At 40.1% G+C, this 13,904-nt stretch carries 13 protein-coding genes, 2 pseudogenes and 1 riboswitch; of the genes and pseudogenes, 6 read left to right on the top strand and 9 right to left on the bottom strand.

All coding sequences use genetic code 11. The features are described 5' to 3' along the window. Window positions 1–4 precede the first annotated feature (4 nt). A complete protein-coding gene (locus tag JJ692_RS02730) occupies window positions 5–487 on the top strand; it encodes a DUF4188 domain-containing protein (RefSeq protein ID WP_206534184.1) in 483 nt (160 codons plus the stop codon). A gap of 11 nt (window positions 488–498) precedes the next feature. On the opposite strand, the gene JJ692_RS02725 is transcribed toward JJ692_RS02730, so the two are convergent. Beyond that, window positions 499–1,122, bottom strand: coding sequence for an NUDIX hydrolase (locus JJ692_RS02725; RefSeq protein WP_073208080.1), 624 nt, complete (start codon window positions 1,120–1,122; stop codon window positions 499–501). Window positions 1,123–1,292: 170 nt separating this feature from the next. Between JJ692_RS02725 and JJ692_RS02720 the strand changes: the two genes are divergently transcribed. Then, window positions 1,293–1,499 carry a helix-turn-helix transcriptional regulator gene (locus tag JJ692_RS02720; RefSeq protein WP_003215336.1) on the top strand — a complete coding sequence of 69 codons (207 nt, stop codon included), beginning with the start codon at window positions 1,293–1,295 and terminating at the stop codon, window positions 1,497–1,499. After that, window positions 1,496–2,176 (top strand): DUF3169 family protein, encoded by a 681-nt coding sequence (locus JJ692_RS02715; RefSeq protein WP_197202731.1) that lies wholly within the window; start codon window positions 1,496–1,498, stop codon window positions 2,174–2,176. Before JJ692_RS02720 ends, JJ692_RS02715 begins: the two co-directional genes overlap by 4 nt. A gap of 47 nt (window positions 2,177–2,223) precedes the next feature. On the opposite strand, the gene JJ692_RS02710 is transcribed toward JJ692_RS02715, so the two are convergent. Then, the gene (locus JJ692_RS02710) at window positions 2,224–3,570 is read right to left on the bottom strand and encodes an amino acid permease (protein ID WP_206534183.1); all 1,347 of its coding nucleotides are present in this window, start codon (window positions 3,568–3,570) and stop codon (window positions 2,224–2,226) included. A 164-nt stretch (window positions 3,571–3,734) separates the two neighbouring features. Next, window positions 3,735–3,814: riboswitch (glycine riboswitch) on the bottom strand. 264 nt (window positions 3,815–4,078) lie between these two features. On the opposite strand from JJ692_RS02710, the gene JJ692_RS02705 reads away from it, so the two are divergent. From JJ692_RS02705 to JJ692_RS02695, 3 genes are all read left to right on the top strand, one after another. Next, window positions 4,079–5,098 (top strand): LacI family DNA-binding transcriptional regulator, encoded by a 1,020-nt coding sequence (locus tag JJ692_RS02705; protein WP_206534182.1) that lies wholly within the window; start codon window positions 4,079–4,081, stop codon window positions 5,096–5,098. A 445-nt stretch (window positions 5,099–5,543) separates the two neighbouring features. Next, window positions 5,544–6,725, top strand: a complete 1,182-nt coding sequence (locus tag JJ692_RS02700) for an MFS transporter (RefSeq protein WP_206534181.1) — start codon at window positions 5,544–5,546, stop codon at window positions 6,723–6,725. 18 nt (window positions 6,726–6,743) lie between these two features. Further along, window positions 6,744–7,646: a shikimate dehydrogenase gene (locus tag JJ692_RS02695; RefSeq protein ID WP_024423990.1), complete on the top strand. Its 903-nt coding sequence runs from the start codon at window positions 6,744–6,746 to the stop codon at window positions 7,644–7,646. A 166-nt stretch (window positions 7,647–7,812) separates the two neighbouring features. On the opposite strand, the gene JJ692_RS02690 is transcribed toward JJ692_RS02695, so the two are convergent. The 7 genes and pseudogenes from JJ692_RS02690 to JJ692_RS02665 all read right to left on the bottom strand — a co-directional run bounded on the left by JJ692_RS02690 (window position 7,813) and on the right by JJ692_RS02665 (window position 13,769). Continuing rightward, window positions 7,813–9,006, bottom strand: coding sequence for an MFS transporter (locus JJ692_RS02690; RefSeq protein ID WP_024423991.1), 1,194 nt, complete (start codon window positions 9,004–9,006; stop codon window positions 7,813–7,815). Between the two features lie 316 nt (window positions 9,007–9,322). Continuing rightward, the gene (locus tag JJ692_RS19240; RefSeq protein ID WP_423231207.1) at window positions 9,323–9,418 is read right to left on the bottom strand and encodes a YxiF family protein; all 96 of its coding nucleotides are present in this window, start codon (window positions 9,416–9,418) and stop codon (window positions 9,323–9,325) included. A 67-nt stretch (window positions 9,419–9,485) separates the two neighbouring features. Beyond that, window positions 9,486–9,629, bottom strand: a pseudogene (locus JJ692_RS19235) (YxiF family protein); the annotation flags it as partial. A gap of 217 nt (window positions 9,630–9,846) precedes the next feature. Further along, window positions 9,847–10,184, bottom strand: a pseudogene (locus JJ692_RS02680) (tRNA-Val4). An 82-nt stretch (window positions 10,185–10,266) separates the two neighbouring features. Continuing rightward, the gene (locus tag JJ692_RS02675) at window positions 10,267–10,593 is read right to left on the bottom strand and encodes a hypothetical protein (protein ID WP_044336021.1); all 327 of its coding nucleotides are present in this window, start codon (window positions 10,591–10,593) and stop codon (window positions 10,267–10,269) included. Between the two features lie 19 nt (window positions 10,594–10,612). Next, complete coding sequence (locus JJ692_RS02670) at window positions 10,613–12,295, bottom strand: T7SS effector LXG polymorphic toxin (protein ID WP_206534180.1); 1,683 nt, start codon at window positions 12,293–12,295, stop codon at window positions 10,613–10,615. A 493-nt stretch (window positions 12,296–12,788) separates the two neighbouring features. After that, window positions 12,789–13,769 carry a restriction endonuclease gene (locus JJ692_RS02665; RefSeq protein WP_044335734.1) on the bottom strand — a complete coding sequence of 327 codons (981 nt, stop codon included), beginning with the start codon at window positions 13,767–13,769 and terminating at the stop codon, window positions 12,789–12,791. Window positions 13,770–13,904 lie beyond the last annotated feature (135 nt).

The raw sequence follows: 13,904 nt of genomic DNA, 5'->3' as shown, positions 1-13,904 counted from the left end.
ATGAATGAAAAAGGACATACGTGCTGGCAGATTTACAACGGACAATTCTGATTCGATTGTTGTGTTCATCATCGGAATGAGAATCAACAAACGCTGGGCCATTCATCAATGGCTGCCTGTGTTCATGGCAATGCCTGGCATGATCAAGGAGCTGTATACCCATCAAGATGAGCTTGGGTTTCTTGGAACAGAGAATTACTTCGGATTACGCACGACAGCGATGATTCAATATTGGAAATCAACCGATGACCTCCTTGCCTATGCCAAGATGAAGAAGCATTTGGCTGCTTGGAAAGAATTTAACCACAGAGCACGAAATAATGACGCGGTCGGAATTTATCATGAGACATACCAAATTCAAGCTGGCTCGTATGAATCCATCTACGTGAACATGCCTTCCTATGGACTGAGCCAAGCAAAATCCCCTATTTCAATAAGTAAAGGACAACAAACAGCGAAGGAACGCCTGAATACAACAAATTCCTAGAGAGCGATTCTCTAGGAATTTCTTTTTGCAACGGTCACAAAATGCTTTAATATGCGGGCTGTTAATCCCCATATGGTGTAGTTTTTGTAATCATAAAACCATTCCTCAATCGAACGGCTTCCCCAGCTGTATTTTTCACCATTCATGATTTTTTCATAAGGGAAGTCCTCGCCTGGTGTTGGCTGAACGGATACATGATGCAAGTACGGCTCATATTGGCTGAGCCATGATAGAGGCACGGTAAAAGTCTCCTCTACTTCTTCTTGATTAAAGGAGTGTTTCACTTTTTGCTCATCAATGATACCAACATATGGGTATACCACGAAGGATGGAGAAGCGATATAAGGACTAAGCTGTCCAAGGATCTCGACCGATTCTGGCGGAATGCCCAGCTCTTCATGTGTTTCTCGCAGTGCAGCTTCCTGTGCAGTTTCGCTGCCGTCAAGCTTGCCCCCAGGAAAGCTAATATCCCCCGGCTGTTTTCTCATGGTGAGCGATCGTACCTCAAATAATATATGCCATTCTCCATTTACTTGCACCAAAGGGATAAGGACTGCTGCTTTGAACGCTGTCTCTTCTCCAATGAACAACGGCTGTGATTGATGTAAGTCATTTTTTAATTGATCAATGAACACGGACATCACCTGTTTTCTGTTTCTCTTTCCTTTAGCGTATCATGGTTCTCCTTTTGAATAAAGATGATCCTTCTGACAATTATTTTTATCATTTTGACAACTTCACTTGTCAAAATGAATATAATGCTTTACAATCAAGGAAAGATTTCAAGCAAAATTGAGGTGACAGAATGAAAAATCGGTTAAAAGAGCTTCGTGCGCGTGATGGTTTAAACCAAACTGAGCTGGCAAAGCGTGCAAAGGTCTCTCGTCAGACCATCAGCTTAATGGAACGAGATGAGTTAATGCCGTCTCTCTTGCTCGCGGTTAAGCTTTCACGAATTTTTCAGGAACCCATTGAACGTATTTTTCTATTCGAGGAGGATGAACTCTCATGAAAACTGTATACAAAATGCTCTTAGGTGCTCTCCTTGGCTTTCTCGGCGCTTACTGTCTGCTGGCAGCCGAATTTGAGATGACACTTCTTGATGTTGCATTTGAAGCGACTCTTGTCATCAGTGGATTGACGATTTTATTGATTATTTATTGTTTTTCAGGGATTTCACGTATGAAAAAAAGAGTGTCTCTTTCGGTCTCTGGAGATGAGGAGGATGAACTGGAAGCAAAACAATATCGGACCTTTACTGATTTGACTTTAGCCAATACGGTAAGTACCATTTTTTCCATTGTTGCCATCGGTATCGCGATCGTCACCGAGCAGCCACTCTGGCTGATTCTCGTCAATGCTGCTTTATTTATCGTCACCGTTATCATTTCATATATATCGATATCTGTTCTAAAGCTTGTCTACCCTAATCGGAACCTGCCAAGTCCATCTGACAAAGACTACAGTAAAAAGCTGCTCGCCATTTCGGACGAAGGCGAAAAGCATGTGATGCTTGACGGACTGTTTCATACGTATCAAATGATGAATATCCTATTGACCAGCGCCATGTTTATTTTGATTGTGTATTCCCTTGGAGCCAATCACTCTCAGCTGTTCTCAATCATGGTCATTGGACTTGTTTTAATCATTTTGAATGCAAATTATGTGCTAAAGATTAGAAATCGTTAAATGAACAAAAGCACAGCCTCATGCAAAGGCTGTGCTTTTTCCGTTCATTATGACGCGCGGCGTTTCTTTCGTGCATAAATCAATAGTAAGAAACAAAACCAGACCGGCGTTAATAAGAGCGCGGGGCGTGTTGCATCTGCAAACAGCATGATCACTAGAATCGCAGCGAAGAGAACCAAAACACATATATTCACAAAAGGTGTGAACGGTGCTTTAAAGGTAGATGCTGCATGCAGTTCAGGCTTTGTTTTTTTATATTTCAAATGACAAATTAAAATAATACTCCATACCCAAATGAAACAAATGGCACTGATCGTGGTAACAATACCAAAAGCTTGCTCGGGAATCAGCTTGCTTAAAAGAGCTCCAACCGATACCACAATCGTCGAAACGAATAGCGCATTACTTGGGACAGCATGCTTGTTCAAACGTCCGAAGGAAGCTGGACCCTGCTTTTGATGACTGAGATTATACAGAATGCGGCTTGTCGAGAACATACCGCTATTACAAGCTGATGCCGCAGATGTCAGGACGACAAAGTTGATGAGCCCTGCTGCTACTGGTATCCCAATGAGTCCAAAGGTTTTCACAAAAGGACTTTCTGATGCACTGAGCTCAGTCCATGGGTTGATACATAGTAAAACAAAGATCGCACCCACATAGAAAAATAGGATTCTTAATGGAATCTTATTAATCGCAGAAGGGATGTTTTTTTGCGGATTGGCTGTTTCTGCTGCGGACACACCGACCAGTTCAACTCCCACATACGCAAAAATCACCATCTGGAATGACAATAAGAAACCTGTGACACCATTCGGGAATAACCCGCCATGAGACCATAAATTCGTTACTGTCACCGGTCCAGCATCTGTTTGAAAACCAATGATTAAAAGAACCATTCCAACAGCGATCAGTAATAGAATCGTAATTACTTTAATGAGTGCAAACCAAAATTCCATTTCTCCGAAAAGCTTTACCGTCAACAAATTCAACCCGAGTAAAATCAACAAACAAATGATGGCAGGAATCCACTGCGGGATGTCAAACCAATACTGCACATACACCCCGACCGCAATGACATCCGCCATCGCTGTCATAATCCAGCAAAACCAATATGTCCACCCTGTCACAAAGGATGCCCACGGGCCGAGATAGTCCTCTGCAATATCGGTTAATGACTGATAGCCTGCCTTCGATAAAAGCAATTCTCCAAGTGCCCTCATGACAAAAAAGATGGCCATTCCGACAATTAAATAAGCAAAAATGATTGATGGACCTGCCAATTGAATAGCTTTTCCAGATCCTAAAAACAACCCTGTTCCAATGGTTCCGCCAATGGCAATCAATTGCACATGACGGTTTGATAAATCTCGTTTTAATTCTTGTTGTGCCAATGCTAACACCCTCCTACGACACGATCTTATACTGAAATAATGAACCCTTTAAAAAAGTCCATAAAAAAAGAGATTGGATGCGCTCCAATCTCACGGTCATAAAAGAATAGCAAAATAGAGAAAAGTCATACACGGCATCATCCATGCACCACAAATACAATATTTCGTACTCTTCTGTCCTTTTGCCTGAGATTGTGAACCCTTCGGCGCCGCACACACATGCGGTCTCTCCAGAAGCTGCTCCTGCTATAGTGTGACCCACAGCATTCATAGCCTTCGTTATTTAATTAAAATGTTGCTATTTCTGAATAATTTTATATTTTACGCCTCATTCAGAAAGCTGTCAATGGTAATCTTTTATGATTTACGGCGGTACGCATATGTCTTCACTTCATCAATCCCCCCTGATTCATGTATAATAAATCAAAAGATGTTCGGCTCGTTTGATGGAGAAATCCCTCTTGATCATGAACAAAGTTAAGCAATCCATGGAAGTTGGTGAAGATAAATGAAAAAAATGAACAAACAGCGTGTTACATTACAGGAAGTCGCCAAGCATGCCGGTGTCTCGACTTCAACGGCATCACTCGTTGTTCGAAATAATCCTAGAATCTCTGAAGCCACTCGAAACAAAGTACTGCAATCCATGGAGGACTTAGGATACGTATACGACCGCGTTGCTGCTAACATGCGGTCAAAAAGCTCAAATATCGTTGGTGTGATTGTGACGGATATTTCTAACACCTTTATTTCGGAGTTTTTAATTGGCGTACAGACCACACTTGAATCGCTGGGCTATACTGTTTTACTTGGTACAACCTTTGACAGTGTCGATAAACAGGAGCGGCTCATTTCCACCATGGTAGAGCACCGAGTGGGCGGGATTATTTTAAACCCAGCTTCGAAAAGCTCTGCTCGAACGGTCAAACAATTAAATCAAATTCGCACCCCAAAAGTACTGGCAAATCGTGAATTATCAGACGTGCAATGTGACTATGTCGGTGTTGATTATGAACAAGGTACTTGGATGGCGGTTCATCATCTTCTTCAAAAGGGACATCGCCGCATCGCTTTTTTAGGCGGCATTAAGACCTCTTCGACTTGGATTGAGCGGATGAAAGGTTTCAAAAGAGCTCATGACGAAGAAAATGTGACGATTGATGAGTCGCTTATTATTGATATAGTACCTACTCGCGAAGGCGGGAAAGAAGCACTCGCCCAAGCGATGGATCAGCCCGAGCCCCCTACTGCTATTTTTTGCTTTAGTGACTTAGTCGCTTTTGGAGTCATTCAAGCACTGTCAGCACGGGGCATCCAGCCTGGTGAAGATATCGATGTCGTTGGATTCGATAATGTTCCTGAAGCGGAAATGTACCATCCGCCGCTCACCACTGTATCCTCCTTCCCCCGATCCATCGGGGTAAAAGCAGCGAACCTTTTATATCATAAAATGAACGAACAGGATGAAGAGCTGCAGCGATTGATTTTAAAGCCTCAACTTCATATTAGAGAAACCTCTCCATCATGATGAAAAAGAGAATTGTGTGCAGCAGTTCTCTTTTTTTATTGATCAAGTCAACTATTTCTTTGTTTCATTTTTCTTTTTTTAAATCACAAAGTCATAAACTTGACACATTTAAAATGCAGGAGTATATTTATCTCGTTGCTTCTTTTAGTATATCGTTATACCTATTTCGTCATATCATTATTTCTATCAAAAAACAGTTAAAAGTGGTTTTTTATGATTCTGATCAAATCATGAAGTTTCACTTCCTAATCAAAGCTGTTATTATTTTTTACATTTTAGTAGAACGATGTACTTGATTGAAGAACAGATGAATATTCATTATTTTTTCATCAATCACATAAGGGGTGTTGTGATGGGCTTCATATTATTCATTTTGAAGGAAACAATAACAAAGGGTATACAAAGAATTTGACCTTAAAGGGGTTTCAAATATAGGAGTGGGAACATGAAAAATCCTTATATAAAATCGTCACTTGGCATGTATTTAAATTACTTCATGCTTGGCATGATCAACATTATTGTAGCTTCCAACATGGACAGCTTATCTGAACGCTACCATGTAGATATTCCGAAAATCAGCTTGCTTGTATCGGCGATCGGAATTGGTAAACTCATTGCGCTCTTTTTCTCAGGCCGGTTAGCCGACAGCTGGGGACGTAAGCCTGTCATTATTACAGGAAATTTTCTTTACTTATTATTCTTAATCGGTATTCCAACGACAACAAGTTATACACTGGCATTTATCTTTGCGATTTCAGCAGGTATTGCCAACTCACTGCTTGATTCAGGAACCTATCCTGCCTTGTCAGAGTCATTTCCTAAAAAAGCAAGTTCGGCTTCTGTTTTAGTAAAAGCGTCTGTATCCATTGGGGCGACTGTTCTTCCATTTATCTTGGCATTCCTAGTGGCACATGACATCTTCTGGGGCTGGGCGTTCTTTGGACTAGGGCTTCTTTATTTACTCGTAGGGATTTACTTAATCTTTATGCCATTCCCGAACCATAAGCAAGTTTCTTCACAAGACGCTCTTCCAGTACAGGATCAGCTGAAGAAAGAACCAAAAATGCTTGGCGAAGGCTTAGCTGTTGTACTGATGGGATTCACATCGACTGCATTGTTTGTCGTATGGCAGACATGGCTTCCGCAGCTCGGGTTGAAATTAATCGGACTTGGCACAGAACAAGCCACACAGCTTCTTTCTTATTTTAGTATTGGTGCACTGGTATCTGTTCTATTGCTTTCGGTCGTCTTAGATAAATTCATTTCACCGATTATGGTGGCGATCATTTATCCAATTGGGGCGTTCCTTGCAATGCTTTCACTTTTCCAAATCGAAACGTACAGCATTGTCATTGTCAGCACCTTCTTCTTAGGACTATTTACAGCGGGAATCTTCCAGCTGGCGATGAGTATTATGATGAAATTGTTCCCGACAAATAAAGCAACGGCTTCATCCTACGTCAACATTGCGGCAAGCTCAGCGTTTATTCTCGTGCCGCTCATTACAAGTGGATTGGTCAGCTCGTACGATATTAAAATGACGTTATTTTTCGATATAATCATTGCGGTTATTAGCGTATTACTAGCGGTCTTTGTTCTTGGACGCATGAAAAAATTATTTAGATAATTAAAGGAGATGTCAATCATGACAAACATACATGAACGAAATATTGATGGAAAAACAAAATTAGTCGGTCTTCTTGCTACACCAATCGGGCACAGCCTTTCACCACGTATGCATAACCTTGGCTATACATTAACAGGTATCAACTATGCTTACCTTGCATTTGAAGTAGGGAATGATGAACTAGAAGCAGCCGTAAACGGTATGAAAGCAATGGGTGCAGCTGGATTTAACGTCTCTATGCCGAACAAAATGAAAGTACTAGATTACTTAGACGAACTAGATGATTCTGCAAGATATACACGTGCAAGTAACACTGTAGTAAACAAAGATGGTAAGCTCATCGGCTACAACACAGATGGTCTTGGATATGTGAGAAACTTAATTGAACATGGCGTTGAATTAGCCGGCAAAAAGGTCACACTCGTTGGCTCTGGCGGCGCAGCAACTCCGATTGCGATTCAGCTTGCACAGTCCGGCATTCGTGAAATTAGCATTTTTGCTCGTAATGACCAATACTTTGTTCAAGCAGAAGAAAATGTAAATTACATCAACAACGAAATGAAATCTTTCGGTGTCAAAGCAAACATTTTCCCACTTGAAGACAAAGACGCGTTCCGCCGTGAAGTAGCAGAAAGTGCGATCCTGGCAAACGGGACAAGCCTTGGCATGAAACCACTAGATCAACTCAGCATTATCGATGATACACTTGATGTACTTCGTGAAGATTTGATCGTGACAGATGTGGTATACAACCCGCAAAAAACAAAGCTTCTTGCACAAGCACAGGAAGCTGGCGCCAAAACCATTAACGGTCTTGGAATGATGCTGTGGCAAGGTGCACTTGCTTACAAACTCTTTACTGGTGAAGATATGCCAGTTGATCAAGTAAAACAAATTCTTTTTGAAAATGACCGTTTCTAAAATAAAAAAGACAAAGGGCTAAAATGATCACCATTTTAGCCCTTTGTTTTATTTTCAGCGTGATAGGAACGGATTTAACATTCGTGAGTACCGGCGCAGAGGCCTGACAAAGGATGCGAGGATTTGCCTACACGCTGAGACGACTTCCTGCGGAGGTCGTCTTTTTTTAATCATGTGCCATGACTTGGCGGTATCGATACAGGATATACAGTGCGCCGATAATGGCCGCAACAGCCACCACTGCATCGAACATAAAGATTTGTAAAATGGACGCGTGACTCTGAATTAAACCTGTTACGACCGGGATGACGATAGCCGACACGCCGCCCGCTGTAGAGATAATCCCAGTCATCGTCCCTTTGTTTTTCCAGAAGAATTCAGCCATCACAGTTAACGTCAGCTGAAAAACTCCTGCCGTTGAAAATCCCAATACAAAAGCATTGACGGTTCCTATAACTGGTGATTTCACGACCAAGAGCACACAAATGGAAACAAGTGTAATGATTGGATAGATCAGCAGTACAGTGACCGGCCGGACAAAGCGGCGCAGCAGAAACGCGAGCATCACGACAGACAGCAGCCCGCCCATGCTATAGTAACTGAGCAGTTTTACAGCACTGCCCGATGTCATCCCCAAGATGGCCTCACCGTACGTAGGAAGCCAAATTTGCGGCAGCGCATACAGTCCATTTGACGTAAAGCTGATCACAATGAGCGCGATCCCTTCTCTCCAAAATGTAGGCTCTGTCGAGAAGCGCGGAAGTCCGTCATGCTCCGTTACCTGGACTTGCTCCACCTTGCGATGATTCGGAAATGGCAAGGTCCACAGCATCAAGACATTCACAAGATAGATCAGAGCAGGAACAAAAAATGCCATTCCATAAAACAAATCATGCTCTGCTAAAAAGAAAATCGCCAGTGGCAAAATGGTTGCCCCAATGGAGATAAAGGCCTTCACCATCACATTCGCAGATCCCGAGTTTTGCGGAAAAGCCTCCATTAACGCAGGATACGTTCCTGCATCCATTGCCGAATTCGCGACCCCTGCCAAAATCGCAAACGCAAACGCGATTTGATAATTCGGAGACAATGGGATTCCGATGAGGAACACCGCCATCAGCACACCAGAAACCAAAATGACCGGCTTCCGCCCAAAACGATCTGACAGTACGCCTGATAACCCATACGTGAGTACCCTGCCAATGCCAAGCGCCGAAATCATATAACTAATTCCCGCACTATTGGTATCTAATTGTTTGATTAAAAATGGCATATTTGAAGCCAAAATAATATTGACCATACCTAATAAAAAATAATTAATATACAGACTAGAAGCCGTTCTCACATACGGATTCCTCATCCTGACACACCCCTTAACACCATCGCAATGAAGTGACAAATAAAGGTTACGCTTACAAGATCTCATATGTGAGGAAGAACAGCTTTGCAGCCTTCACGTTCATACATCTCATCATGTCATGCAGCTCACAGCTTACACGCCCTTCATGTATCAAGCATTTCTTCAATTTTTCACTGCTCTTATTTTATACGAATGCGAAAGGTAAAGATAGTGAATTGCTTAAATTTGAAGGGAATTCATTGATCAAGCGTATGACACCATCGATAGAAAAAAGGAGTGGTTAACTGCCACTCCTTAAATGATGTCTCAATTCTGTTCATCGCAGCCCCCAAATACTTAGCTCATAAAAATATTCTGTTCTCTCGATGCATAATCCAAAACGGAAATATTCTGCTAAAAATAAAATCCCCATACCCACTTGAAAATTTTGTTTGCTCAAGAAGGCGGTTTAAATGAATAAAGACTTCATTCACATTCACTTTAAGTGCTTCAATTTCATGCTCTCGATAGTGTTCTCCATGTATTTGGATTTTATGTTCTCTCGATTGAAGGAAAGCAAATACCTTCTGACAAAACAATTGATTTTCTTCAATATCTAAAAAGGGGTGTTCTGGAAGTGTCATATAGCTTAATTCGTTTATTAAGTGTTTTCTTCTGCTTTTTCTTTTTAAGGTTTTGATTTTTGATTTTCTGTTGTTATTCATAGAAATCACCATTTTAGGGTTACCGTACTTTTTGTATTCAAACATCTTCAGATTTCTAATTAAACAAAAGCACTTGTAGCCTGAAGGACTAATCAAGTGATTGAATCATTATGTTTCTACTCGTCAATAGCAATATTTAATCTTCAAATATTTCTGGTATCTTCTCTTTCCAAATCAACAAAAGCTCTATGAATTCCTTCGTTTCAATTTTATTTTCATGAGGTTCTTCAATCCTATAATGATGTTCAACTATTGTTTCATTTTTTTTTTGATAATTACACTTGTAGCATTCAATGTAATTTCAAAGTTTTCGTATTCTCCATCTGTAACATTTTGAATATATCCTAAATACTCATCCGCTTCTTCTACTGTTGAAATATCTTGTATAAAATCTGCGAAAATACTCATTTCTTCTGGGAGTATTATTGCTAAGTTACCAAATTGATTTTCCTTAAATTCATATGAATACTTCATATAAGTTAATACATTCATACTAAGGGTTTATAGTGACTAATTTATACAGTCCAACTCGTCATCTGTTTCAAAGCCACAAAATTTAATCTTCATTTATTTGCTCGTCAACTTCTTCTAGATACTTTTCTGTATCCAAATAAGATTCAATAAGATTATCTAAAAATTCAACACTAACCTCTCGACTATCTTCATAAATATGCATTCTAGCTCCAGCTTTTTCTAGTAAACTGATCATATTTTTCATCTCTTTTAATTCATCAATATCTAATAAATTATAAGATAAAATAAAATCATTTTTATTTATTGCTTCTTTTATTTCAGAAATACTTTTATCTGTATGTTTTCTTAGAATCGAGATATATTTGATTTGATTATCATCTTTCTCTATTCGCATTTTCATTTTAGGCATTTATTTTCTCCTCCATAGTTTAGAAATCGTCAATAGGTTTAATTCTTTCTCCAGGCAGACTGTTCTTCCAATTACCTCCATGCCAACCATTAAAATGTTCATTTGGTGTAGCTGGATATATAATTTCACCTTTGTTCGCTAAATGTGGATATTGTGATGCACTGTAAGAATGGTGACCTTGCACAGTTTTTCCATCTACTTTAGGCTTCTTACCATTTAGAATATCACTTAATTGCTGCTTATCCCAGTTTCTGGTTGGTTCCTCTTTATTCAAAATCCTTTGACGTTCCTGATACCAAAACTCATTCACACCAGTGTTTCTATGTTTGGCAAACTTTTTATTCCATTTATAATTTTCGTATTCTAATTTCGTAATCGTCCTATTCTCAAATTTGTCTTTCAACTCTTTCATCTTCTTAGCGCTTAACTGCTTTCTTTGTATAGGGTGCTTCCTTAAATCTAATCCCTTGGTTCTTTCTGCTATAATTTTCTCAGCAACTTTTTGTTCACCGATCCTCAGACTACCACTGATGCTCTTTTTACCAAACGGCAAAAGCATCCCCAGCGCCGCATTCATACTCGCTTCCTGCTGTTCTTTTGAGATCTTGTTTCCAAACATGTCTCGGCCTGTGATCGCTTCGCTGAAGCCGTTGGTGGCGGTGAGTCCATATAAGCCTTTTTGAGATGTTTTTAGGGCGTCAAAGGATTTTTGTGATGTCTTGTAGATGTCGACTGCCCTGACTGCGGCTGATGTGGCTTGGGTCGTTTTATAGACTGCTTTCCCGCCTTTGAAAATGCGTCCTGCCCAGCCGACGATTGGGATGTAGCCTGCGGCTGCCATGCCTCCTGCGGCGACTCGCTGTCCTGCCGTGAGCTCCTCGCCTGTGATTGGATCAACGCCTGTTGCGGCACGTTTTGCATCGTTCACGCCGGTCAGTTCATTCACGATGGTTCCGCCATAATCTAGGGCTTTTTCATACCAAGGGCGGTTGGCGAGCGCTTCTTGTTCCTTCGCAATCTTTCGGGCTTCTTCTTGTTCTTTTTTGATTTTCAGATATTCAGAAGTTTGCTTCTCAATATCGCTCTTTGCCTTGTAGATGTCGCTATTTTGATATGCTTTCTTATCAAAATTCATAGGCGAAATCGCTTTTCCGTCATTTGTCGAATTCATCATTTCAGCGTACAATGCCATTGTAGCTTGCTGCTCTGTCTCTGACAAAGCATATTCATCTTTTAAATTTTGATCAAGCTCTCTTAGTTCTTTGACCGTCTTTTTTCGTTCATCTTCCGCATCTTCTATTTTTTCATCAAAGGTTTGGCTATCAAATACCTCTAGGGAAATGAGGTCATCAATGTCTTGAAAAATCGTTTTGAGTGCCTTTTTTTGATCCTTCACAATGCTTTTGGCATTCTTGATGCCCATATGTACTGCGTTGTCTAAAAAGTGTTCTTCTACAAAGGTATCGCCGCCAAAGCTCGTATCATCCAGTGTCCCAGAAACACCTTCATGAAAGGCTTTTTGTTTATCAATGAAGCTGATAAACATGTCTACATTTCCAGCAAGCTCTTTATAGAAACTTTTAATATTATCTGCACCTTTCCCAGTGAAATCATCACCGAGATTGGCCACACCTTGTAATGCCTTTTTTAAATCTACCATTTGTTCGCGGAGTTCCTGATAGTGTTTTGCCCTTGTGTCCATGGCACTGGTTAGTGCTTTTGCATCAAGTATCTTGCCCAGAAGAAGTCACTCCCTCCATTATTGATCATAAAGTCTATTTTATCGTGACCTTCAAAACGGAAAAATAGACTAAATGACATAAAAAATGGAATAGACTCTCTATTTAACGGTCAAATAAAATAAAGCTAGACAATGCACTTTGCTCTGTCTAGCCTTACTTTATACTATTTTATAAACATTAGTTGGCCTTTATACCAGACTATGTGATAGAACTATTAGAACATTAATCCCTGTTCAATCTTTTCAGTGATATGAGATAATGCCAACTAAAACGAAAGGAGAATCAAAGTGTATAAAGGAATCATTTATGCAATTATGGTGATTTTCGGCTTTTGGATTTTTCTACAATTATCCTTGAACATCAATATCTTTCAAAACCCAATGAACTATTTTATTGTTATTATCCTCTTTTTCCTTTGTATTCAGGCGTTATTGAAGCGTAGGCAATAAAAAATCACTCAGGTACATACACTTTTTTCAGAGGTAATAAAGATCTTGTCTCAGCTGGCATATGCTCATACCAATGTACAATAAGATCTACAAGTTCTTCTAAATCCACTAGGTGAACTTCATTATGCTTCGCAACAGCTTTGGCATTTGAAGTGAATCCACCAGTAGAAACGAATAAACTGTTTGCATTCATGGGATTAGCCCCTAATAATTGTTGTACTTCTGGGGAACTAGCTGAGGTTTGCCGATGCTTAACTTGTACTTTTATAATAGGTTTTTCAAATCCAAATGCATCTTTATAAGCTAATACATCAACACCACCATCAGGCCCTTTTGGGCTTACGCGAACATTATATGACATGGCTTGCAGTAAGCCCCCGACTAGATCTTGCATCTGCCACGGATCCAGTTTATCTACCTTATCTGCAATCATAACAGTTGCTTTGCTGACTAAATCTTCAATAATTTCATCTTCTGCTGTTTCATCTTCGTATACTGCAATAGAAGTAGGGTTCTTTAGTAAATGTTCAATCTCTTGCCCCCAATCATCTACACGAAAAACAGTTGATATAGAACCGAGGCTGTTCTTAGCTGGTTGACTGAGGGAATCTCGTTTAACGGCGGTTGACTCCCAATTCACCTTAATATGATTTGGATACATTTTATCTCCAGTTGCTTCATCAAAAAAATGCGGAGCAGTCACCGTACCTACTCGATATTCACGACTCTCTTTTAAATATGTAATGATTCGATCTCCCTTTTTAATTTCTCTACTGAACCTCCATATCTGACTAACCCAGCTTCTCCTTGTAAACGGTTTGTTCTCGGCGAATATGACATCAGCTCGATCATTCATCTCTTGCTTTGTTTGATATTGTTTTGGATTACCTAATTTCGGCCACCCAATCGATGCAATACCTTCCTTTTCCCATATTGAAATTAACTCATTTTGGTCACCTGCACGAACCATCCACCATTTCGTCATTTACGATCTCTCCTATTCCATCCCATAAATATTCTTACTAAATTATAAGACTTATTTCTTGTGAACAAAAGGATATACTCACCATTTTTGTCGAAAGAAACAGAAGAACCCGGACAAGCGAATACACGCTCGTCC

It is taken from the genome of Bacillus sp. 3a (genome assembly GCF_017161885.1).
GTDB lineage: Bacteria > Bacillota > Bacilli > Bacillales > Bacillaceae > Bacillus > Bacillus safensis.
The sequence above is the reverse complement of the archived record's forward strand: the minus strand, read 5'-3'. Positions and strand labels throughout refer to the sequence as shown.